The 23,474-nt window shown below is 56.3% G+C and carries 18 protein-coding genes; 5 read left to right on the forward strand and 13 right to left on the reverse strand.

All coding sequences use genetic code 11. The features are described from left to right. The first annotated feature begins 47 nt into the window (after positions 1–47). Both AB5Y67_RS10380 and AB5Y67_RS10385 read left to right on the forward strand, forming a co-directional pair. Positions 48–1,325: a tyrosine-type recombinase/integrase gene (locus AB5Y67_RS10380; protein WP_199428708.1), complete on the forward strand. Its 1,278-nt coding sequence runs from the start codon at positions 48–50 to the stop codon at positions 1,323–1,325. A 372-nt stretch (positions 1,326–1,697) separates the two neighbouring features. Continuing rightward, positions 1,698–2,036 (forward strand): hypothetical protein, encoded by a 339-nt coding sequence (locus AB5Y67_RS10385; RefSeq protein ID WP_021230116.1) that lies wholly within the window; start codon positions 1,698–1,700, stop codon positions 2,034–2,036. Positions 2,037–2,585: 549 nt separating this feature from the next. Here the strand turns inward: AB5Y67_RS10385 and AB5Y67_RS10390 are convergent. Continuing rightward, the gene (locus AB5Y67_RS10390; RefSeq protein ID WP_108540654.1) at positions 2,586–2,708 is read right to left on the reverse strand and encodes a multidrug transporter; all 123 of its coding nucleotides are present in this window, start codon (positions 2,706–2,708) and stop codon (positions 2,586–2,588) included. Positions 2,709–3,205: 497 nt separating this feature from the next. Between AB5Y67_RS10390 and AB5Y67_RS10395 the strand changes: the two genes are divergently transcribed. After that, a complete protein-coding gene (locus AB5Y67_RS10395) occupies positions 3,206–5,182 on the forward strand; it encodes a Lon protease family protein (protein WP_199428557.1) in 1,977 nt (658 codons plus the stop codon). A 98-nt stretch (positions 5,183–5,280) separates the two neighbouring features. Continuing rightward, positions 5,281–5,820, forward strand: a complete 540-nt coding sequence (fabA, locus tag AB5Y67_RS10400) for a 3-hydroxyacyl-[acyl-carrier-protein] dehydratase FabA (protein WP_196783564.1) — start codon at positions 5,281–5,283, stop codon at positions 5,818–5,820. Between the two features lie 84 nt (positions 5,821–5,904). Here the strand turns inward: fabA and rmf are convergent, their stop codons facing one another. From rmf to AB5Y67_RS10430, 6 genes are all read right to left on the reverse strand, one after another. Further along, positions 5,905–6,081, reverse strand: a complete 177-nt coding sequence (rmf, locus tag AB5Y67_RS10405; protein WP_010674759.1) for a ribosome modulation factor — start codon at positions 6,079–6,081, stop codon at positions 5,905–5,907. A gap of 161 nt (positions 6,082–6,242) precedes the next feature. Beyond that, the gene (locus AB5Y67_RS10410; RefSeq protein WP_199428556.1) at positions 6,243–8,156 is read right to left on the reverse strand and encodes an ABC transporter ATP-binding protein; all 1,914 of its coding nucleotides are present in this window, start codon (positions 8,154–8,156) and stop codon (positions 6,243–6,245) included. 73 nt (positions 8,157–8,229) lie between these two features. Continuing rightward, positions 8,230–8,460, reverse strand: a complete 231-nt coding sequence (locus AB5Y67_RS10415; protein WP_199428555.1) for a glutaredoxin family protein — start codon at positions 8,458–8,460, stop codon at positions 8,230–8,232. Beyond that, the gene (rlmKL, locus tag AB5Y67_RS10420; protein ID WP_199428554.1) at positions 8,460–10,655 is read right to left on the reverse strand and encodes a bifunctional 23S rRNA (guanine(2069)-N(7))-methyltransferase RlmK/23S rRNA (guanine(2445)-N(2))-methyltransferase RlmL; all 2,196 of its coding nucleotides are present in this window, start codon (positions 10,653–10,655) and stop codon (positions 8,460–8,462) included. The genes AB5Y67_RS10415 and rlmKL overlap by 1 nt, the downstream gene beginning before the upstream one ends. A gap of 139 nt (positions 10,656–10,794) precedes the next feature. Continuing rightward, on the reverse strand, positions 10,795–10,920 hold the full coding sequence (ykgO, locus tag AB5Y67_RS10425) for a type B 50S ribosomal protein L36 (RefSeq protein WP_005336596.1): 126 nt from the start codon (positions 10,918–10,920) through the stop codon (positions 10,795–10,797). Further along, on the reverse strand, positions 10,921–11,184 hold the full coding sequence (locus AB5Y67_RS10430) for a type B 50S ribosomal protein L31 (RefSeq protein ID WP_005336598.1): 264 nt from the start codon (positions 11,182–11,184) through the stop codon (positions 10,921–10,923). It abuts the gene before it with no gap. Between the two features lie 156 nt (positions 11,185–11,340). Here AB5Y67_RS10430 and AB5Y67_RS10435 point away from each other — a divergent pair, with 156 nt between their 5' ends. After that, a complete protein-coding gene (locus AB5Y67_RS10435; RefSeq protein WP_064337946.1) occupies positions 11,341–11,577 on the forward strand; it encodes a hypothetical protein in 237 nt (78 codons plus the stop codon). On the opposite strand, the gene AB5Y67_RS10440 is transcribed toward AB5Y67_RS10435, so the two are convergent. The 6 genes from AB5Y67_RS10440 to prc form a co-directional block, all read right to left on the reverse strand. Then, a complete protein-coding gene (locus AB5Y67_RS10440; protein WP_199428552.1) occupies positions 11,565–12,101 on the reverse strand; it encodes a cell division protein ZapC in 537 nt (178 codons plus the stop codon). The genes AB5Y67_RS10435 and AB5Y67_RS10440 overlap by 13 nt on opposite strands. 90 nt (positions 12,102–12,191) lie before the next feature. Continuing rightward, positions 12,192–13,202, reverse strand: coding sequence for a quinone-dependent dihydroorotate dehydrogenase (gene pyrD / locus AB5Y67_RS10445; RefSeq protein ID WP_005336601.1), 1,011 nt, complete (start codon positions 13,200–13,202; stop codon positions 12,192–12,194). A 77-nt stretch (positions 13,203–13,279) separates the two neighbouring features. Next, positions 13,280–18,118, reverse strand: a complete 4,839-nt coding sequence (locus AB5Y67_RS10450; RefSeq protein WP_199416452.1) for an NAD-glutamate dehydrogenase — start codon at positions 18,116–18,118, stop codon at positions 13,280–13,282. 278 nt (positions 18,119–18,396) lie between these two features. Further along, on the reverse strand, positions 18,397–18,618 hold the full coding sequence (locus AB5Y67_RS10455) for a DUF2835 family protein (protein ID WP_005351919.1): 222 nt from the start codon (positions 18,616–18,618) through the stop codon (positions 18,397–18,399). Positions 18,619–18,688: 70 nt separating this feature from the next. Continuing rightward, positions 18,689–21,313, reverse strand: a complete 2,625-nt coding sequence (gene pepN, locus AB5Y67_RS10460) for an aminopeptidase N (RefSeq protein WP_150389103.1) — start codon at positions 21,311–21,313, stop codon at positions 18,689–18,691. 143 nt (positions 21,314–21,456) lie between these two features. After that, complete coding sequence (gene prc, locus AB5Y67_RS10465) at positions 21,457–23,472, reverse strand: carboxy terminal-processing peptidase (protein WP_005351922.1); 2,016 nt, start codon at positions 23,470–23,472, stop codon at positions 21,457–21,459. Between the last annotated feature and the right edge of the window lie 2 nt (positions 23,473–23,474).

A 23,474-nucleotide genomic window follows, 5' to 3' on the forward strand; every position in this document is an offset into this window, starting at 1 on the left:
CAACAAGCAACACCATGACTCAACAACCATTATCCTTGCCGCCAGCCATGCCGCTGTTTGACAGCCTTATCTATCTGGAGGCCGGTAACCCACAGGTCAATCAGTACCTTGCCAACCTCAGCCTCAACGATGTACCCGATGCCGGTCTGGTTTACGAACTGGCGGTCGATTGGCTGCTGGAGCAGCGCAACAGCGAAAACAACTACAAAACCTATCGCAGCGAACTGACCACTTTTTTGCACTGGTGCTTTCGCGAGGCGGCCATCAGCCCGAAAGATCTCACTCGCCGCATCATGATCCGCTATCTCGACTACTGTCAGTCCCCCCCTGACGAGTTGATCGCCTATCGCAACGTGGCGCAGTTTGTCCTCGACAAGGAGTGGGGAGAGCGGTTGCCCAATCCGCAATGGCGACCGTTTCTCGGCAAGCGGGAGCTGGGCCGCACCTTGCCCTATCGCCTGAGCGAGCAGGCGATGAAGACCAAACTCGCCATCTTGTCGGCCTTCTTCCAGTTTCTGATCCAGGAGGAGTACATGGACAGGAATCCCGCTCTGCTACTGCAGCGGGTCAAACGGCCGCAACAGCTGGAGGCCGATGATCAGGTGCAGGCCTTCAGCGAGTTGCAGTGGTCATACGTGATGCAGGCTGCCGATACCCTTGCCAGCGACCATCCGGAGCAACACGAGCGCAGCCGTTTTCTCACCATTCTGATGTACGCCTGCTATCTGCGGATCTCTGAGGTTGCAGCCCGGCCGGGCTTTACCCCAGTGATGGGGCAGTTCAGGCGGGATCGCAAAACCGGCGTCTGGGGCTACTTTATTCCGCAAAGCAAAGGGGGTAAACGGCGTACCGTAGCGGTATCCCAAGCGCTGCTGGCGGCACTCGAACGCTACCGCCGCTTCCTCGGTCTCTCTCCCTTGCCGACACCGGATGAACAGACACCACTGTTCGTTCGCCATAAAGCGGCAGCACATGGTCGCGATCAGGGGGAACTCAACGCCAACCTTGGAATTCGCCAGCTACGGGATTTGATCATGGTGATCATCGGTAAAGGGGCAGAATTGGCAGAGCAGGATGGATTTGTCCAGGATGCGGCCGAAATGCTGCAACTCTCTCCCCATGCGATCCGCCACACCGGGATCACCCATGACATCAACCTGCATGGGCGGCCGCTCTCCCACGTACAGGCCGATGCAGGACATGACAGCATCGACACCACTTCGAAATACCTGCACACCAGCAACAGTGAACGACATGAGAGCGCCCAGCAAAAGCCGCTGGACCGACTGAATCAACAGGTGAGAGATAACGTTCACAAAAGCTAACGAACAATGTGACGTGACCCTGATTTGTATTGACTGCTCTTAGAACACATAATGGCTTGTTTGGGGTGTCATAGAAGTTGGCGCGGCAATGTTGTACGTCTCTGGATGGCAATCGGTTCAGGGAATATTTTTGGCTCACATGGATGATTCCGAACAGGCTCCTTGCCATCTGCGGCATACATATTTATCCCGTAGCAGAGAAGCAAAAAACAGAATTGCTTGCTGAAACAACGAGAACACCCGATGCCGAAAGCTAAGTAACATGCCGGAAGCAGTCATATTCGGTTGAACAGCGCCTTGTTATCACACTTGCATATCCAGTCATCATTGGTGATATTGATATCAATATTAACGAAATACCAAGGAGCGGGTATGCAAGTGGCAGTGGTGGAAAAGACCTTCAGGATCGTTGGCAAAGGGTCTCTCATAGCCCAGTTCACCTTTATATCTTCTGGCACGCTGCATATCTGGTTTCCGGATGTGGGCCTGCAGATGGAGGCCCACTGCAAAGAGTTGCGTATCGAAGATTGCACCATTATCTATACCAATGGCCTCCATCACGGCCAGCCCAGAGCACTCTGGTCCTTAACCCTCCATCCCGATGATATGAACGAGCTCAAACGTATATTGCAGCAGTTCAACAGCAACCTCTACTTGACCTGCCAGCCACCCACATTGGCCATCGCCAAACGTGCCTTGAATATGAATTGACCCGACTTCCAAAAAGTCGCAATCATGCCAGCCACAACAATAAGCCGTGAGGATTAAGGGGAGGGGAATCTATCGCGATAGTCGACATTTTTTTATGGCTGTTTTACAAGAAGGAGTATCAATATTTCCAGAGAGGGACCTCTCAAGTAGGGGACAGAGATTTCCAAGAATATTCACGGTAATGACGATAGTTATAACGGTGAAAATCAAACATAACGCTCAATAAGTGAGGGGGATTCCGCACAACGTATTGATTTAATAGTGAACTCTTGTCTCAAAATGGGACATTTGTGATTTCAGAATATCGACTAAGGGGAGGGGGTATATCTGATCATTAGGATGACTACTTCAACCAGGAAAAGGCACCGCCTGACTTCCTGGTTGAGCGAGTAGATGTTGTGGGCGAGGGGGCTTTGGCGGATCAGTTGGCCAAGTTGGCCGACCTCTACATTGCAAAACAGCAGGGGAACCGGCTGAATAAAGACTTATTATCTCTCACGATGATGCCGATAAATGGGATTATCGGCATTAATTACAAGTAGCTCTCATTTACTTTTTCTTCGGTTTATCAGTTTCTTTCACCGTTGTACTGGGGTGCTTATCTGCATATTTCTTTGGAACATACTGTCCTGTTTCTGCGTCACGGTACTTAGGTGCAGGCTTCTTTGCCATTCAAGGATCCTCTATAGTTGATTAGCGCAGCCTCATGAGAGGCCTCATTTTTATCGCACAATACATTCCCATGGACAAGTTGAACGGCATACGAGAATAAAAGATCAAATCTCTGACCCTGAATTCAACATCCTATCAAGCTCATCAAATGTACCAGCATTGGGATCACACTGAGCCAACAGTTCTTCCAGCGTGTAGCGCGGCTGGCCACGCAGATTGGCGCGAGCGCGCTCCACATCATCAAACGCCGCAGTCAGCAGCGCCGGATCGCCATCTTCAAGAGCTGCTTACAGATAGGCAACCATATCGGCCTTGGTGGCCAAGCAGTCAACCGCATCAAAGCGGCTCCATTGTTCAGTTCTCTTCATTCCGTCCTCCTGCACCCGTCATTGCGCATAATGTATATTATGTTAAATTAAGTATCTTGTTTCCTGTCACCACTTATTGAACTGTGTATAATGGCAACAATTGATCCTATCTTCGACCGGATGTCTTAAGTGGCTGAATTAACATCAGAACAATTAAAACCCGCTTTTGCGATTGAACAGTTCCCCAAGCTCAGCGAGCTTGAACCTATCCCCTTTGCTGCGCTGCAACCCAGAGCCATTTCCGGCATCAAACGTCTTGCCAGTTTTGATGGTGACTGTCCGGTCATGCTGCTCAACGGGTTCCCCGGCGCAGATTACGAAGGCGTTTGCCAGACGCTGATTGCCGACTCCAATGGCAAGGATGGTGACCTGTTTGATCTCTGCTACACCGAGAATCTGAACAACCCCTACAAGCCTATCTGGCTGCGCCTGCAACCGGGCACCGGCGTCGAGTTTTGCGAAATGGTTGGCGAGCTGCTCAAGCTGTTGAGCCACCATCTCGATGCCGAACGCATCGTGACCCGCATCATGCGCAAGCAGAACAATGATCCGAAAATCGATGATTTCCTCTCCGATCTGGCGGCTCACGTGGCATTAGGTCTGGAGTTCCAGCACCCCATTCTGATCAACCTGCTGATCCACCACGAAGCGCAGGAAGCGCCGGTGATTTATGGCCGTGATCTCAACTGGGATACCCTGTTTGGCTCCATCAATTACCAGACAGAGCAAGGCTCTGTCTATGCCAACCAGCACCTGTTGGAGCCTGGCTTGCTGCGCGAAGCCAACGGCGGTTACCTCATTTTGCAACTGGATGAGCTGCTGGATCAGCCGCACCTCTGGTTCAAACTGAAAAATGCAATACAAAAAGGCGAGCTGGACTGGAACGCCTATCAGGAAGGGAAAACTCTGACTCCCTTCTTCGCGCCTGAAGCAACTCCTATCAAGCTCAAGCTGATCCTGGTCGGTGACCGACTGGACGTGGCCGAGTTCCAGATGCTGGATCGGGATATGTCCGAACGCATCTTCCTGCGCGCGGATCTGGTGTCAGAGGTGAATATTGAAGAGGATCTGCAGGAATTTCTGCAGTACCTGGCCTGGCTGCGCCAGCGCTGGAGCCTGCTGGACTTCACGCCAGCCGCCCTCGCCGCCCTTTGTCGTCATGCCAGCCGCCTCTGTGACCATCAGGAGTGGCTGTCGCTCTCCGAAGTGCAACTCTCCGCCATCATGCGGATGGCTGACAGTCTGGCCCGGGAGCTGGAATCTGATGTGGTCACCGACGAGCATATCCGTGGCGCACTGGAGGAGCAGGATTACCGCCTCAACTATCTGGTTGAGCAGTCCGATCAGGGGGTTATCGACGGCCAGATCCTGCTGCAAACCGATGGCGAAGAGATTGGCCAGATCAACGGCCTGTCTGTCATTCAGGTCTCCGGTCACCCTTATGACTTCGGCGAGCCGGTGCGCCTCACCGCTACCGTACACCTTGGTGATGGCGATGTGGCGGATATCGAGCGCAAAGCGGAGCTGGCCGGTCATATCCACGCCAAGGCGATGATGATTATCCACGGCTATCTCTCCAACAAATTTGGTGCAGAGAACCCCTCCCCCCTGTCGGCCAATCTGGTGTTCGAGCAGTCTTACCACGAAATTGATGGCGACAGCGCCTCCCTGACCGGCTTGTGTGCCCTGCTCTCTGCCCTCGCCCGCCAGCCTATCTATCAGCACTTCGCTGTGACCGGTGCGGTCGATCAGTTTGGCAATGTGCAGGCCGTTGGTGGCGTGAACGAGAAGATTGAAGGCTTCTTCCGGGTGTGCAAAATCCACGGCATCACCGGCAAGCAAGGTATCATTTTGCCGGGCACCAACATCCAGCAGCTGAACCTCTCTGACGAGGTGATTGCAGCGGTTGAAGCAGGCCAGTTCCACATCCACCCGGTGGATCATGTGGAAGAGGCCATCGAGTTGCTGACTGGCTGTGTCGCCGGTGAGCCTGATATGCCCGATACCCTGTTTGGCCGTATTCAGGAGCGGTTGGACGAGTTGAACGGCTCCACTGCCAAAGTCGGACTGCTGCAATCCCTGCTGGGGCGCCTGTTTGGCCGCTGATGAAGTGATCGGAGTTGTTTAGCGAACAACTGTAAGCTAAATTGGCCCGGCTTTGACCCATTTGAAGGAAATACCGCGTGACCGTAGACAATACCACCATGGAAGCCCGCCTTTCCCTGTGCGAACAGGGCAAGAACTCTTTTACCCGTGAAGAGCTGCTGGCTTGCAGCCGTGGCGAACTGTTTGGTGAGGGTAACAGTCAGCTGCCTGCCCCCAACATGTTGATGATGGATCGCATCGTCAAGATCAATGACAACGGCGGCGAACACGGCAAGGGCGAGATCCTGGCTGAGCTCGACATTACTCCGGATCTCTGGTTCTTCGATTGCCACTTCCCGGGTGATCCTGTGATGCCTGGCTGTCTCGGTCTGGACGCCATGTGGCAGCTGGTTGGCTTCTTCCTTGGCTGGAAAGGCGGTCCTGGCAAGGGTCGTGCTCTGGGCGTAGGTGAAGTAAAATTCACCGGCCAGATCCTGCCGACTGCCAAGAAAGTGACCTACAAGATCACCTTCAAGCGCGTTATCAACCGCAAGCTGGTGATGGGGATTGCTGATGGTGTGGTCGAAGTTGACGGCCGTCCGATCTACAGCGCCACCGACCTGAAAGTGGGCCTGTTCAAAGATACCACCGCATTCTGATCTCTCTGATTGGTGGTAAAACAGCATTAACGCAAAGGGGCCACAACGGCCCCTTTCCTTTTGTAATGAGTGATGAAGTAGCTGCTACTTCATGAAGAGGCCTGAGCCCCGCCCTTCCATGGCGTCACGCCAACCACCAAGCCAATGCCCTCGGGCATCCAGGCATTGATACGGACACGCTTCTTTCTGTTTGCCGACCACGCCAGCCTGATAACCACGAGCACGAGCTCTTTCCAGACGGTCCCGCTTCTGTCTCTTCATCATCTACGACCCTCTTCGTGGAACAAAAAAAGCGACCAATTCTGCATCGGTCGCTTTCATCTTTACTCCTGCGAGCGCACTCGGTCAAACAAAAACTTCCACCCTAACCGGGCTATGTGACACAAGGCACTGAACTGGATTAAGTTTTAATTACAGGGAACTTACTCCTGATTTTTGAGTCCTTCCAGCTCTTCCCAGCGAGCAAATGCCTGCTCCAGCGCGGCTTCAGCGGCATTGAGCGCATCGAGTTTCGGCTGGGTTTTATCTGCCGGTAGCGAGAAGAACCCAGGCTGGTTGATCTCGCTTTGCAGCGCATCCAGCTCGGTTTCCAGCTGCTCAAGACGAGCGGGCAACCCTTCCAGTTCAAGCTGCAGCTTGTAGGAGAGCTTCTTGCTCTTCTTCGGCGCTTCTGGTGCGGCGGCAACGACCGGCTCGGGCGCCTTGACCGGTGCACTCCTGGCCTGTTGCTGGGCATTCTGCTGTTCGCGGGTCGCCATCATGTCGGCGTAACCGCCCACGTAATCGCTGATGCGGCCATCCCCTTCAAACAGCCAGCAGCCGGTCACTGTGTTGTCGATGAAGCGACGATCGTGACTGACCAGCAGCAGGGTGCCGGGGTAGTCGGAAAGCAGCTCTTCGAGCAGCTCCAGGGTTTCCACATCCAGATCGTTGGTCGGTTCATCGAGGATCAGCAGGTTGCTGGGTTTAAGGAACAGCTTGGCCAGCAGCAGACGGTTTTTCTCACCGCCAGAGAGCGCCTTGACCGGCGTACGAGCCCGCTTGGGCTCGAACAGGAAGTCCTGCAGGTAACCGAGGATATGACGGGAGCGGCCACGCACCATCACCTCTTGTTTGCCATCCCCCACGTTGTCCACCACCGTCTGCTCGGGATCGAGCTGCTCGCGGTACTGATCGAAGTAGGCCACCTCCAGATTGGTGCCCCCCTTGACGGTGCCACGGGTCGGCTCAAGCTGCCCCAGCAACAGCTTGATCAGGGTCGATTTGCCGCAGCCATTGGGGCCGACCAGCGCAATCTTGTCGCCACGCAGCACTTGCAGATCGAGCCCCTTGAACAGGGTGCGATCGCCAAAGTCCAGCCCCAGCCCTTCTGTCTCAAACACCAGCTTGCCGGAGCGATTGACCTCGTCCAGTTGCAACTTGGCCTTGCCCTGCAGCTCGCGGCGCTGGCTGCGCTCCATGCGCATTGCCTCAAGGGCGCGCACCCGACCTTCGTTACGGGTACGGCGAGCCTTGATACCCTGACGCACCCACACCTCTTCCTGCGCCAACTTGCGGTCGAACTCGGCATTTTTCAGCTCTTCGACCCGCAGCCACTCCTCTTTCCCCTGCAGATACTCGTCGTAGTTACCCGGCCAGGAGGTGATGGCGCCGCGATCGAGATCGATGATCCGGGTTGCCAGCTTGTGGATGAACTCCCGATCGTGAGAGATAAAGACGATGGCGCCGCGAAAATCCTTGAGGAAATCTTCCAGCCAATTGATGGCTTCGATATCCAGGTGGTTGGTCGGCTCATCGAGCAGCAACAAGTCGGGATCGCAGGCCAGCGCACGGGCCAGCGCCACTTTGCGCAGCCAGCCACCAGAGAGGCTATCGAGGGTCACATCGGGATCCAGCCCCAGCAGGGTCAACACCTGACTGATGCGGGTCTCGAATTGCCAGCCGTTCTGATAGTCGAGCTGTTCTTGCAACTCGCTCATCCTGCGAATGTTGGCGTCTGACGGATCGCTAGCCAGCTCCATGGAGATGTGGTGGTACTGCTTGAGCAGTTCCCCCACCCCCGCCAGCCCTTCGGCGGCATAGTCAAACACCGTCAGCTCGCTGGAGGCCGGAGGATCCTGCTCAAGGCGGGTCACTTTCAAATCTTGTTGCAGCACCAGACGCCCGTCGTCCAGCGGCAATTCGCTGGCAATGACCTTCATCAGGGTGGACTTGCCCGCCCCGTTGCGGCCAACCAGACAGAGGCGCTCGCCCCGCTCGATGGTCAATTCGGCATTGTCGAGCAGCGGGAAATCACTGAACGACAGACATGCGCCGTGCAATGTTAAAAGAGCCATGTGTGTTCCTTATTTCATATGAAAAAAACGGGCAGCAGACTGGGTCTGCCCCCGTTTTATCGTCAAATCACTCTCACCCCTGACGGGCGGCCCAGCTTTTGAGCTCGGCCAGCGTGAAGGGCCAGCCGAGCTCGCGGCCTGCTTCGTCACGCAGCACCGGAATGCGCACCCGATAGGCTGCCAACCACTGCTCATCGTCCATGATGTCGCACTGGCGGGTGGCGGCGGCAAGGCCTGCCTCCTCCACCAGCGCCCAGGCCTGCTCGCACAGGTGGCAACCGTCGGTATGAAACAGGGTCAGCATCACGCCTCGCCTTGCTCCGGCGCATGGGTGATGATCCAGCAGTTGTGGATGTGCTGGTTACGTTCGAAATCCTTCGGTCGCGTCTTCTGGGTGATGTTCTGGGCCTTGAGACCAGTGGCCTCTAGACCGGCCAAATCCATCTTGAAGTGACGCTTGTTGTTGGAGAAGACCAGAGTGCCGTCCGCCGCCAGCAGGCGCTTCAGGTGCTGCATCAGCAGCAGGTGATCGCGCTGTACGTCGAAGCTCTCGTCCATCCGCTTGGAGTTGGAGAAGGTGGGCGGATCGATGAAGATGAGGTCGTACTTATCATCGGCTTCAGACAACCACTTCAGGCAATCTGCCTGGACAAACTTGTGCTGACGGCCCACCAGCGAGTTGAGACGCATGTTGTCCTGCGCCCAGTTCAGGTAGGTGTGGGACATGTCCACTGTGGTGGTCTCGCTGGCACCGCCAAGACCTGCGTGCACGGTGGCACTGCCGGTATAGGCAAACAGGTTCAGGAAGCGCTTGCCCTTGGCCATCTGGCCCAGCATGCGGCGAGTCTGACGGTGGTCGAGGAACAGGCCGGTATCCAGATAGTCGTAGAGGTTGACCCACAGCCTGGCACCGTACTCCTGCACTTCCATCCGGTGCTGCTCTTCGGAGAGCTTCTGATACTGCTGTTTGCCTTCCTGACGCTCACGCACCTTCAGGATCACCTTCTCGCCGTCCATGCCGGTCACCTTGATGGCGGCCTGAACCATGTCGAGCAGACGCTGACGGGTCTTCTGGGCGGGGATGTCCTTGGGCGCGGCATACTCTTGCACCACCAGATAGTCCTGATAGCGGTCGATGGCGGCGTTATATTCCGGCAAGTCGGCATCGTAGATGCGATAGCAATCGATGCCCTCTTTATTGGCCCATTTCTCGAGGGTTTTCAGATTCTTGCGCAGACGGTTTGCAAAGTCCTGTGCGACCTCTTTTTGGGAAGCCACGGAGTCCAGCGCGATTTGATAATTGCGCAGCTGGCACTCGAGGGCGCCGTTGAACAGGCGATATTGCTTGTCGGCGCGCAGGCGCAGACAGCTGAGCAGCTCGGGGGATGCGGACAGAATGGAGACTTTCCAACCCTGGAAGCTGCGACGCAGGGCATCGCCGAGGGCCTGATGCACTTCCAGCAGCGCCGGGAATTCGCCAAGACGCTCGCCGTAAGGCGGGTTGGAAATGAGCATACCGACCTGGCGGGCCTCCCCTTGACCTGCTTCCCCTTCAGCAGGGGCAGGCATCGGCAGCGGGTTTTCCAGCTTGGTGACGTCGGCCTGCTTGAAGGTGATGAGGTGGGCCACACCGGCTGCTTTGGCGTTATCACGGGCTTTGAGCAGCACACGCTGGTCGGCATCACAACCAAATAGTTTTACTTCACAGCGCTGCATGCCGCGTTTGGCGCGCACTTGCGCTTCCATCATCAGGCTCTGCCACAGCTCGCTATCGTGCTGCAGCCAGCGATCGAAACCGAAGCGCTCGCGGCGCAGCGCCGGCGCCATGTCGGCGGCGATAAAAGCCGCTTCAATCAGCAAGGTACCGGAACCGCACATCGGGTCCATCATGGGCTCACCGGCCCAGCCGCTACGGGCAATCATGGCGCAGGCCAGGTTCTCTTTGAGCGGAGCTTCACCGGTGCCCTGACGATAGAAACGCTGATGCAACGCCGGGCCTGACAAGTCCAGCGTGATATTGGCCTTGCCTTTGCCCAGGTGCGCCATGATGCGAATATCCGGCGACTTCTTGTCCACGTCCGGACGCACGTGACCGCGCTTGGTGAAGCGGTCGACGATGGCATCCTTGATTTTCAGCGCGCCATATTGGGTATTGCGAATGGCAGGGTTGGTACCGGTAAAGTCCACCGCGATGGTAGAGGTACCGGAGAAGTGCTCTTCCCAGGGAATGGTGTGGGCGCCCAGATAGAGATCCAGATCGTCGTTCATCTGGAATTCGGAGAGCACCAGCACGATGCGGGAGGCAAAACGGCTCCACAGGCACGCCTTATAGCCAATCGCCAGTTCGCCTTTGAAGTGGACGCCAGCCACGGTCTCACGGACCTGCTCTGCGCCCAGGGTGGTCAGCTCATCAGCCAACAGGTTTTCCAGCCCCTTGGGGCAGGTTGCAAAAAATTCTTTCATCACGCTCACGGGGAACCCATAAAAATAGTGCCGCATTATACCTCATCAGGCGGGCTGGAGCATGCAAAAGTCTGCTCAAACAGCAGGATGGAAACAGATTGATAGGTGGTGAAAAGATAAAAGGCCACATGACTACCCGATGGCGAGATCATGGGGCCAGACATCATTTAGCGGATCACTTCATGCGAGCCTTGAAACGGGGATTGCTTTTGCAAATCACGAACAATTTGCCCCGACGGCGCACCAACTGACAATCGGGATGACGCGCCCGTGCGGATTTGAGTGAACAGACGACCTGCATTCAGGACTCCTTCTTGCTTGAAAATGCGCCAAAGCGCTTGTTGAAACGGGCCACACTCCCCTCACTCGATACCTGCTTCTGCTTGCCGGTATAGAACGAGTGCGACTGGCTGGAAACATCGAGCGACACATAGGGATACTCCTTCCCATCTTGCCACGTATAGCGGCGATCGCTCTTGATGGTTGACCCGACCAGGAAAAAGGCATCTGCTGCTGTGTCATGGAACAGCACCAAACGATAATCCGGATGAATATGAGGCTTCATGGCAACTCCATTTTGTTATGTTATAACAAAATGTAAGTGAGAATAGCTCTCGTTTCAAGCATAAAATGTCGTATGTAGAAAATCGCTTCAGTGAGTGATGTGTTGATGCTGAGGTGAAGGCACTACACAAGCAGAACGAAACAAGAATGAGACACCATGCTTGCAGAACGGAAGACCAAGATACTGCGTGGGTTAGAACACAAGGTGCAAGTGACTGTAACAAGCCTCAAGAGAGGCTGGGTCACAACCATGAAGATCAATCAGAATGGGCAAGATGTTCGCGGATCAATGAAGTATCAGAAACGAGGCACTATGGAGGTGACCACAGTAAAAACAGGCAGCGGTGTAATCACAGAGATAAAACGATTGATGAAAATATATCAACTGACCTGACGATATTGCTCGGTCACGGTAATACGCGGTTTCATCCGGTTATTCATCACCTTGATCACCCCGAAACGTGGCAGAGTTTTACTGGTGGTCAATACCAGATCGGCTGTGAGGTTCAAACAGACGCTGGCCTGCTCCCCTGCCTCAATGACCATAAATTCGCCGTTACCATGGGGTGTATTCATCAGGACCAGATCACCGTTTTGCGGGATCACTTGCGGATGTTGTTCACTAAAAAACCAGCTTTGCGGCATCAGGGGTTTATAAAAACGACTGACCGCGATGGCATTAAGCACCAACTGAACCTGATGCGGAACACTCCACTCAAGTTCGGCTGCTTTATCCATCAACTGATAATAGAGGGCGGCATCATCGACACAAAAAGGCTGGGTTGCAAACGAGATGGGCACCAATTGTCGCCCTTTATACTCGGTCGCAAATAACATGTTATCAGACAGGTCCAACATCAGACGGTCACTCTGGGCATCATAGTGCCATTGCCAGCTATCGGTCGGTTGGATAAACATGTTGGAGCCCTTACTTGATAATTACCAGTTGACTTTATTCCATATGCAGAAAATCAGCAACGTCAAATAAAGGGCTCCGCCATCTATTTCTTAAATATTGGTCACAATCTCTTTGACCAGCCCCGGCCCTTTATAAATAAAGCCGCTATAAATTTGTACCAGACTGGCACCGGCGGCCAATTTTTCACGGGCGGCCATGGCACTATCAATACCACCCACCCCGATAATTGGCAGAGCACCATTGAGCGCCTTTGCCAGATGACGGATCACCTCGGTACTCTTGTGTTGCAGCGGACGACCACTCAGGCCACCCGCTTCACCGGCATGGGGCATGTCATAAATCATCTCGCGCTCGAGGGTGGTATTGGTGGCGATAACCCCATCAATACCATTCCGTACCAGCGAAGCGGCCACCTGATCTATTTCTTCAAGGCTTAAATCCGGGGCAATTTTAACCGCCAGCGGCACATACTTTTTATATTGAGCGGCCAGCTCTTGCTGACGCACCTTGAGGGCGGCCAGCAATTCATCCAGCGCCTCGCCATATTGCAGTGAACGCAAACCCGGGGTGTTGGGGGAAGAGATATTGACGGCAATATAACCGGCGTGATCATAAACCTTGTCCATGCAGATCAGGTAATCATCCTTACCCTGTTCGATGGGAGTATCTTTGTTCTTGCCGATATTAATGCCGATGACCCCCTGATATTTGGCCTCTTTTACCTTGGCCACCAGATGATCAACCCCCTTGTTGTTGAATCCCATCCGGTTGATGATCCCCTCTGCCGGAATAACCCGGAACAGGCGGGGCTTGTCATTGCCGCTTTGGGGTCTGGGGGTGACGGTACCGACTTCGATAAAACCAAATCCCATGGCGCCCAGCGCGTCAATGCACTCACCATCTTTATCCAGACCGGCCGCCAATCCCACCGGATTGGCAAAAGAAAGCCCCATGACAGTGACGGGGCGTTTCGGCAAATTCTGGCGGAAGAAACAATCGAGTGGCGTACCGAGAAGGCGGGGCAAATACTTCATGGAGAGATCGTGAGCCTGTTCCGGATTGAGTTTGAACAGGAAATGCCTGGCGATGGGGTACAACATCTTTGCTCCTTAAAGAAAGCCCCGGCAACTGGCCGGGGCTTTGGGTGTAATGTCGGTGTCATGCCTTAATCTGGCAATTAAAGCGCCCGACAATTCAACTGGAGCAGGTTCAACTCTCGCAAGGCCACCGAGAACTTGGCGAACTCGTGGGTGCTGGTGGTCTTGAAGTCGGCCAACATGTGGGTCCAACGGGACAAGAGTTGCTCATGCTCCGAAATCCAGTCGGCCAGTATGGTAGCGCATTCTCCCTGATCTTTGCACCCTTCCAGTACCACAGAAGTGAGACTGCGCTGCTGCCAGTCCAGATCTTCGCGGAAGGAGGCTCGCGCCATCGCCTGCCAGTGGTTGCCGACTGGCTGATGGTTGATCTGGTCGAGGAACCAGTGCAGATCCAGTTTGGCTCCGAGGCGATAGTAGACATTGGCGGCACGCAGGATATCGGTCTTGTGCTCCGCGGCAATCTGCGCCAGATCCAGGCTGGAGAAGAGGCTGCTCATATGGGCGACCTGACGGGCAATGGCCTCCGGCACCTGTTTCTCCATCCACTTGGCTACAACCTGACGATGCTCGGCCACTTCGCTCTCATCCATCACCTCGTAGAGGTGCTTCCCTAAGGTCTCGAACGCCGGACGGAAGAAGGCGATGTTCTCGCTGATGCTCCAGCTGCGATTGCGGGCGCGCAGGAACCAGCGGGTGGCACGGCGCACGATCCGGCGGCTGTAGAACATCAGCTCGAGCTGAGTCTGGGCATCCACCAGGTTGTCGCACCCTTCGATATCGCGCCACAGCTGGTTCATGCCAAACACTTCGCGGGCCATAGCAAAGCAGCAGGCCACTTCGGCGACCGAGGCACCGGTTTCGTCCTTCATCCGGCTGGCGAAGTTGAGCCCCATGTCATTGACCAGCATGTTGGCCACCCGGGTAGCGATGATCTCGCCGCGTAGCGGGTGATCGGCCAGCTGGGTACCAAACTGCTGCTGCACCTTGGCTGGGAAGCTGGTGACCAGCATGTTGGCGAGGAAGGGCTCGTCGGTCACTTCCGGGCAGTTGAGCTGCTCTTTCAGCACCATCTTGCCGTAAGCCACCAGCACCGCCAGTTCGGGGCGGGTCAGTCCCTGCCCTGCCGCCATCCGCTCGGAAAGCTCCTCATCGGATGGCAGGAACTCGAGCGCACGGTCCAGTTTGCCTTCCCGCTCCAGCCCCTGAATAAAGCGCTGTTGCTCTTTCAGTTGTTCAGAGCCGCGGAAGCTGGTGACCGAGATGGACTGGGACTGGCGATAGGCGTTGGTGATCACGATCTGCGCCACGTCGTCGGTCATCTCATAGAGCATCTGGTTACGCTGCTTGAGGGTCAGATCCCCTGCCGCCACCAACTGGTTCAGCAGGATCTTGATGTTCACCTCGTTGTCGGAGCAATCCACCCCGCCCACGTTGTCGGTAAAATCGGTATTGATGCGACCGCCCTGACTGGCGTACTCCACCCGACCGAGCTGGGTGAAGCCGAGGTTCCCCCCCTCGCCCACGATGCGGGCCCGCAGATCGCGACCATTGACCCGCAATGCGTCATTGCTGCGATCGCCCACTTCCCCATCGCTCTCGCGAGCGCTCTTCACGTAGGTGCCGATGCCGCCGTTCCACAGCAGATCAACATTGAGGCAAAGCAGCGCCTTGATCAGCTCGTTCGGGGCCATGCTAGCCTTGTCGGTGCCGAGTAGTGTCTGCATCTCGGGGCTCAGCTTGATGGATTTGGCAGAGCGCAGGAAGATGCCGCCCCCTTGTGATATCAGCTCGCGGTTGTAGTCATCCCAGCTGGAGCCCGGCAGATCGAACAGGCGCTGGCGCTCGACAAAACTCTTGGCCGCATCCGGAGTGGGGTCAACGAAGATATGCATGTGGTTGAACGCGCCCACCAGCCGGGTGTGCTCGGAGAGCAGCATGCCGTTGCCGAACACGTCGCCGGCCATGTCGCCGATCCCGACGCAGGTAAAATCGGTGGTCTGGCAGTTGACGCCAATTTCACGAAAATGCCGCTTGACCGACTCCCAGGCACCACGGGCGGTGATGCCCATCTTCTTGTGGTCGTAACCGACCGAGCCGCCGGAGGCGAACGCATCGCCGAGCCAGTGACCGTATTCGAGGCTGATCTCGTTGGCAATATCCGAGAAGGTCGCCGTGCCCTTGTCGGCAGCAACCACCAGGTAGTAGTCATCCTCGTCGTGACGCACCACGGATTTTGGCGGGATCACCTCGCTGCCGATGATGTTGTCAGTCACATCGAGCAGGCCGCGGATAAACAGGCGATAACAGGCCTTGCCCTCCTCCTGGATGACGGCTCGGGCTGCCCCCACCGGCATCTGTTTGCAGTAGAAGCCGCCCTTGGCCCCCACCGGTACGATGACGGTGTTCTTCACCTGCTGGGCTTTCACCAGACCCAGCACTTCGGTGCGGAAATCCTCTTTTCGATCGGACCAGCGCAGGCCGCCACGGGCAACCTTGCCCCAGCGCAGATGCACCCCTTCCACCCGTGGCGAATAGACGAAGATCTCGAATTTCGGCAGCGGCAGCGGCATGTCGGTAATGCTGGAGGGGGCCAGTTTGAAGGAGATGTATGGCTTGATGTTGCCCGCCTTGTCCAGCTGGTAGTAGTTGGTGCGCAGGGTAGCGTCGATCATCTCCACATAGCGGCGAATGATGCGATCGTCATCCAGGTTGGCCACCTGATCCAGCTTGACGGCAAGCTCTTCGTGCAGCTTGGCTTCTGCCTTGGCGTCCTGCTTGCCGGCAGGATCCAGGCGCTGTTCGAACAGAGCAAACAGCAACTGGGCGATGTCGGGGTAACGGGTCAGGGTCTCTTCGATATAGGACTGGCTGAAGGAGACGCCGGTCTGGCGCATGTATTTGGCATAGGCGCGCAGCACCGACACCTGACGGCCGGTGAGACCCGCCCCCAATACCAGCCGGTTGAAGCCGTCATCTTCCAGCTGCTTGTTCCAGATGGCGGCAAAGGCTTGCTGGAAGCGTTGCTGACTCTGGGCCAGATCAAAGGGCTGCTCGCCGTGCAGCAACATGGAGAAGTCGAGGATCCAGAACAGATCGCCACCCGGAGTGCGAACCTGATACGGAGTCTCGCCGATCACCCGCAGTCCCATGTTCTCCAACATAGGCAGCACATCGGAGAGGTGAATGGGCTCGGTGCGATGGAACAGCTTGAGCCGTACCCGACGATCATTCTCCTCCTCCTGCGCGCGGTAGAACAGCATGCCCAGCGGCTCGGCTTCGCTCAGGTTATCAAGCGCCATGATGTCGGCCACGGCCGAGCCAGGCAGCACATCTTCTTTGTAAGCGCGGGGGAATGCAGTGCTGAAACGGCGGCGCAGCTCGTTGCCACGGGCCTCGCCATAGTGGGAAAGCAGCACGGAGTCGAGTCTGTCGTCCCAGCTGCGGGCCGCTTCAATCAGGTTGTTCTGTACTTCGTTCACATCCACATCCACGTTGTTGTTGTTGACCCGCACTATGTAGTGGGTCCGCGCCAGCACGCCTTCGGTGAAGTAGACGTTGAATTCCACCTCTTCGTTGCTGCCAAAATATTTCTGCAAAATTTGCTGGGTTTTGATCCGCAGCGCCGTGTTGTAGCGCTCCTTGGTGACATAGACCATGCAGGAGAAGAAACGACCGTACACGTCGCGGCGCACGAACAGCCGCAGCATGTCCCGCTCCTGCATCTCCAGCACCCCAAGACCGGTGGCCAACAGCTCCTCTTCGCGGGCCTGGATCAGCTCATCGCGCGGGTAGGTTTCCAATACGTTCAGCAGCGCCTTGTAGGCGTGGGAGCCCTTCTCATGACCGGAGGCCGCCATGATGCGTTCGAGACGATGGCTGATGAGCGGGATCTGGGTCGCGCTGGTGTTGTAGATGGAAGAGGCGTAGAGGCCGATGAAGCGATCTTCCCCGATCACCTTGCCATGCTCGTCAAAGCGCTTGATGCCGATGTAATCCACATAAGCCGGACGGTGCACCCGAGACTTGCTGTTGGATTTGGTGAGGATCAGCATGTCAGAACTCAGGGCGGCGTGACGGGCACTGGCCGGCATGTTGCCAAGACGCTGGCCTACCTCCTTGATGGAGTTCTTCATCAGACCCAGACTGGAGCTAGCCTGCGGCAGGATCTCGTGATCCCCCTCCACCGCCTTGACGTCGTAACGGCGATAGCCCATCAGGGTGAAGTTGTGGGCAGCCACCCATTTGAGGAAGGCAACGCAGGAGGCCACCTCCTCCTTGCTGACCGGGTGCTTGCGCTTGGGCAGTTCGTCGATGATCTCATTGAGCTTGGCCAGCATCGGCTGCCAGTCGCCGACTGCCAGCGCCACTTCACCGGCCACCGAGTTGAGCTCGGTAGCCAGCGCGGCCATCTGCTCCTCGCTGGTGAGGTGATCGATCTCGATAAGGAATGCCGTTTCAACCGAGGTCTGCCCGTCGGTGTTGTCGAGCTCCAGAATGGCATCAATCTTTCCATCCTCACCACGAATGAGGTGCAGCGGTTGGTGCAGCATCATGTGGGCGGTGATATTGAGCCGTTTAAGCGCCATCCGGATGGAGTCCACCAGGAAGGGGGAGTCCTGCAGGATCACCTCGACGATGGTATGGGGCGATTGCCAGCCGTGACGTGTCAGCTCGGGATTGTAGACCCGGATGTAGGGATCGGTACCGCTGCGCTGATTGAGGGCATTCCACAGGCTCAGGGCCGCGCCATAGAGATCGCTGTCATTGCGATCGTGCAGGTCGGAGCTCGCCATGTTGCCGTAGAACTTGGCAACGAAGCGCTCGACCAGAGAGGCACTGTTTTTGGGCAACTTCTGATGGATCAGACTGAGAACGTTTTCGAGCAGAACTGAGGTAGGGGCGTCTTTCAATGCCATTTTTATATTCCTTATCGGACGACATTAACCACCGACGCAGAGGCAACCACCCTGGTTACCCGCTGGTGCAGAGTTGTTGCGAAGTGTAATGGCTTGGATAAGGGAAGGCGAGGAAAGGTGCTAACGAGATGTTAAAAACAAGGTGCAGATCACGGCTTAAACTGTGAGAAATTTTGCAAATTACCAAAAATACAGAAATTCCCACTACCTTTGTGCCAGTTTACCGGATAGATAGTGACGCAAAGCAGATAAACAGTCGGTAATCTGTTCGATTTTTGTTAATTTATGCGTTCGAGGCTGATAAAGCGGTAATCGTCCTGGGTTTTGAGCCGAAAATAGCCATGCACACCATTGATGGCGACAAAGGGGCGTATTTTTTCTATGCCAAGTTCCAGGGTCAATCCCTGTTCGCTGCGCACCACCAGCCGTCTGGCATGGCCCTGATACATCAGCATCACCTCATCGCTATTCAATGAGAGCCGAAAAGTAAACTGCTTCACGCTTGCTCCTGATCACACAACAAATCACACAATAGGGGCAGGAGCGTTAACGCCCCTGCCCCGTCGACACTTACTGCTGCAGCGCCTTGCTGACCTTCTCGAACAGATCCCGTGCCAGCCCCTCAAGGTTGGCAAGACGGGTCAGCTCGGCGCGGATCAGGGCCTTGCGCGCCTCATCCAATCGCTTGAACTGGATAAGCGGCGTGATGAGGCGGGAGGCCACCTGCGGATTGACCTCGTTGAGCTCGATCAGCAGATCGGTCAGGAAGCGGTAACCGCTGCCATCCACCGCATGGAACTGCACCTGATTGCTCATGGCGAAACTGCCGATCAGCGCCCGCAGCCGGTTCGGATTGCGAATGCTGAAAGTAGGGTGATTCATCGCCTGTTTCACTTCGCTAAGCACATCGGCAGCCGGTTTGCTGCCTATCAGCCGCAGCCAGTTGTCCAGCACCAGTCCATCCTTGGCCCACTTGCCTTCAAAATCGGCCAGCAGTTCAGCGCGACAAGGTAGCAGATACATGTTGGCCACCTGCAGTGCCGCCAGGGTGTCGGTCATATTGTCGGCAGCCCCATACTGCTGACGTACCAGCATATCGGCGCTACCAACATCGAGGGCGGCCAGATAGCCGAGTACCACCCCCTTGAGCGCACGCTTGGCCATATCCTCATGCGCCACCTGATAGTGTTGCAGCAGCAGGCTGTCATACAGGGGGAGCAGTCGCTCGCCAAAGGTTTGTGCCAGCGAGGTGGTGATCTCGTTGCGCACCTGATGAATAGCATCGATATCAGCCACCTCGAACAACTCGGCCAGGGTTGCTTCACCTGGCAGCGCCAGGATCTCCGCTTTGAGGGCCAAATCGAGATCGCTGTCGTCCAGAATGGCGACGAAGGCTGCAAGCAGGGTTTGGGAGAGCTCAACCCCCTGCCCGTGCTGGACCCGTGTCACCCCGTCGATGACCGCCTTGTTGATCAGCATCTGGGCCGCATCCCAGCGGGCAAACTCGTTGCGGGCAAAGCGCATCAGGAAGGCAAGTGCTTCGTCGCTGTAGTCATAGTGCAGCTTGACCGGCGCGGAGAAATCCCGCAGCAGGGAGGGAACCGGCTTGACCGGCACCCGATCGAATTCGAAGGTCTGCTCCGCTTCCAGCACATCGAGTACGTTGCCGATGGCCTTGCCCTGATACTGCAGAGGGATGACGGCACCTTGTTCGTCGTAGAGCTCGATATCGAGGGGGATATGCAGCGGCAGCTTTTGCGGTTGATCCTGAGTCGGCGGGGTGTGCTGGCTCACATGGAGGCGATAGATACCGCTGGCGGCATCGTACTCGTCGGTAACGGTCAGCTCGGGGGTGCCGGACTGGCTGTACCAGCGACGGAAACGACCGAGATCGACACCGGACGCATCCTCCATCGCCTGCACGAAATCATCGCAGGTGGCGGCCGAGCCGTCGTGACGCTCGAAGTAGAGACGCATACCGGCCTGGAAGGCATCTTCCCCCAGCAGGGTGTGCATCATGCGGATCACTTCCGAGCCCTTCTCGTAGACGGTCAGGGTGTAGAAGTTGTTCATCTCGATCACCACATCCGGGCGGATCGGGTGCGCCATGGGGCCGGCATCTTCGGCAAACTGCGGGCCGCGGACGGTACGCACGTTGTTGATGCGGTTGACGCCACGGGAGCCCAGGTCGGAGGAGAACTCCTGATCCCGAAATACCGTCAGCCCCTCTTTCAGGCTGAGCTGGAACCAGTCACGACAGGTGACGCGGTTGCCGGTCCAGTTGTGGAAATATTCGTGGCCGATCACCCGTTCGATACCGTGGTAGTCGCTGTCAGTGGCGGTGTCCGGATTGGCCAGCACGAACTTGGAGTTGAAGATGTTGAGCCCCTTGTTCTCCATGGCGCCCATGTTGAAGAAGTCCACCGCAACGATCATGTAGATGTCAAGATCATACTCAAGGCCGAAACGCTGTTCGTCCCAGCGCATGGAGTTGATGAGGCTCTCCATGGCAAAACCGGCGCGATCGAGGTTGCCCTTGTCGACGAAGATCTCAAGGGCAACCTTGCGGCCGCTCTTGGTGGTGTAGTGGTTGCGCTCCACATCGAAATCGCCGGCCACCAGCGCAAACAGGTAGCTCGGTTTGGGGAAAGGATCCTGCCACTGCACGAAATGCCGGCCTCCATCCAGATCACCGCTATCGACCTTGTTGCCGTTGGAGAGCAGGAAGGGGAACTGAGCTTTGTCGGCGGTAATGCGGGTGCTGTAACGCGCCAGAATGTCGGGGCGGTCCAGATAATAGGTGATGCGGCGAAAGCCCTCCGCTTCACACTGGGTACAGTAGGCATCACCCGATTTGTAGAGCCCTTCCAGCGCGGTGTTGGCGGCCGGATCCAGCAGGGTGACAATGGTGAGCACACATTCGGCCGGCAGGTTGAACAGGGTCAGACTGCTCTCGCCTTGCTCGTAGTGGTCACAGGGAATGCCATCAATGGCAACGCTCTTGAGGGTCAGCTGCTCACCATCGAGGACGAGCGGCGCATTGTGCTCGCCGTTGCGACGAATGCGGGTGATGGCGGTGACCTGGGTCAGCGGCTCCTGCAGTTGGAAATCGAGGTCGATGGTGTCGATCCAGTAGAGCGGCGCCTGATAATCCTGGCGATATTTGGCCGTCATGGCCTGGGAGTGATCGGTCATTATTGTCTGCTTCCACGCTTGTTAAAGGCGAGAAAGAGGCTGTCACAACCAACTGGCGGGGTCAAACAATTTGCATTACGCCAGATACGCCAGACAAAAAGAAAGGGCGACCGCAGTCGCCCTTGTGCATTGGAGGTGCCTTGTCAGCTGCGTTTGCTGACCTTGGCCAGATCTGCCGTGATATTGGCCGCTTCGATGAGATACTCATCGGGCGCTTCAAAATCAGCGGGCAGTTCATCCAGACTCTTCACCGCAGGCTTGCCAAGACGTGCCAGACGCTCGTTGGTACGTTTGAGCGCTTTCTCATCCTGTTTCGCCTGCTCTGCAACACGCTCCGCCTCGTTGAGGGAGACCGACTTCTTGTCTTTCTCCTCCTTGTAGTCGGCGATGTCCTGCATCACATAGGCAAACTCGGGATCCTTGGCGATCCGGGCATCGTGCGCCGCCTGCAACTTGGGCAGTACACTGGCGAAGTTGCCGAGTTTCTCGTAGTTGGCGGAGGCAATCTTGTCCCACGGCAACGCATTGAACTCACGGCTTTCGCCCGTCTCTTCCGGAGCAACCGGTGTCGGGAAGCTGATATCCGGCGCAACGCCCTTGTTCTGGGTGCTGCCACCGTCGATCCGGTAGAACTTGGCGATGGTGTACTGCACGTGACCGAGCGGCTGCTCGTAGAAGTCATAGACCTTGGCGAGACTGCGATGCTGCTGCACCGTCCCCTTGCCGAACGAGTTTTCACCCAGAATCAACGCGCGGCCATAATCCTGCATGGCGGCAGCGAAGATCTCGGAGGCCGAGGCACTGTAGCGGTCTATCATCACCGACATCGGGCCGCCGTAGTAGACGTTGCCATCGTCATCGCCATTGACCGTGATACGGCCCATGTGATCACGAATTTGCACCACGGGACCGCTGGCAAAGAAGAGACCGCTGAGGGCGGAAGCTTCAGTCAGGGCGCCGCCGCCGTTACCGCGCAGATCAATGATCAAGCCATCGATCTTCTTCTTGTTCAGGCTGGAGAGCTCCTTGATCACGTCATCGTGCAGATTGACGTAGAAACTCGGGATCTCGATGACGCCAATCTTCTTGCCTTCGGCGTTAATCACCTTGGACTTGGCAGCCCGGTCTTCAAGGCGCACCTTGTCGCGGGTCAGCTCGATCTGCTCGGTCTTGGCGGTTGCGCCCTTGCCGCGCTGGATCTCCAGCTTGACCTTGCTCCCTTTGGGCCCCTTGATGAGCTCGACCACGTCATCAAGACGCCAGCCGATCACATCGACAATCTTGCCATCTTCCTGCCCCACCCCGGTGATCTTGTCATCGGGTTTGAGGTGGTTGGATTTGGCAGCAGGGCCACCAGGCACCAGAGAACGGATGACGGTAAAGTCATCTTCCGCCTGCAACACGGCACCAATCCCCTCGAGCGAGAGGTTCATCTCGGTGTTGAAACGATCTGCACTTCGCGGTGAGAGGTAACTGGTGTGCGGTTCGATGGCGCGAGCGAAGGAGTTCATGAAGAGCTGGAAGACATCTTCGCTCTCGGTCTGGGACATCCGCTTGATGGCGTTGTTGTAACGCTTGCCAAGCAGCTCCTTGATCTCGGGCCACTCCTTGCCGCTGAGCTTGAGGCTCAGGGCATCGAACTTGACCCGCTGACGCCACAGCTCGTTGAGCTCTGCTTCATCTTTGGGCCAAGCCGCCCCTTCCCGATCAAACACATAGTTGTCGGTCTGGGTAAAATCGAAAGGAGTATCAAGCAGTTTGAGGGCGTATTCGAACCGCTCATAACGCCGCTGCTGACTCAGGTTGAACATCTCGTAGGCGGGAGCCAGACGGCCTCTTTCGAGGTCGGTGTCAAAACCGTTACGGTACTTTTCAAAACGGCTGATATCAGAGGCCAAAAACAGGTTGCGGCTGTAGTCCAGATTCTCCAGATATTTATCGAAAATCACGGAGGAAAAGGCATCGTCCAGCTTGAACTGTTTGTAGTGCGAGCGGGTAAACAGATTGGTAATTCGCTTGCTGGCCGTAGCATGTTGGCTCTCTTGAGCCAACACAGGCAAATCACTCTCCTTGAGCACCGGCTCGATGGCCTGTGCAAGCCCGGCAAGCGCCAGGCTACAGGCAACGAGGGAAAAACGAATTACGCCATGCTTCAACATTT

It is taken from the genome of Aeromonas sp. s12, assembly GCF_040907925.1.
Classification (GTDB): domain Bacteria; phylum Pseudomonadota; class Gammaproteobacteria; order Enterobacterales; family Aeromonadaceae; genus Aeromonas; species Aeromonas veronii.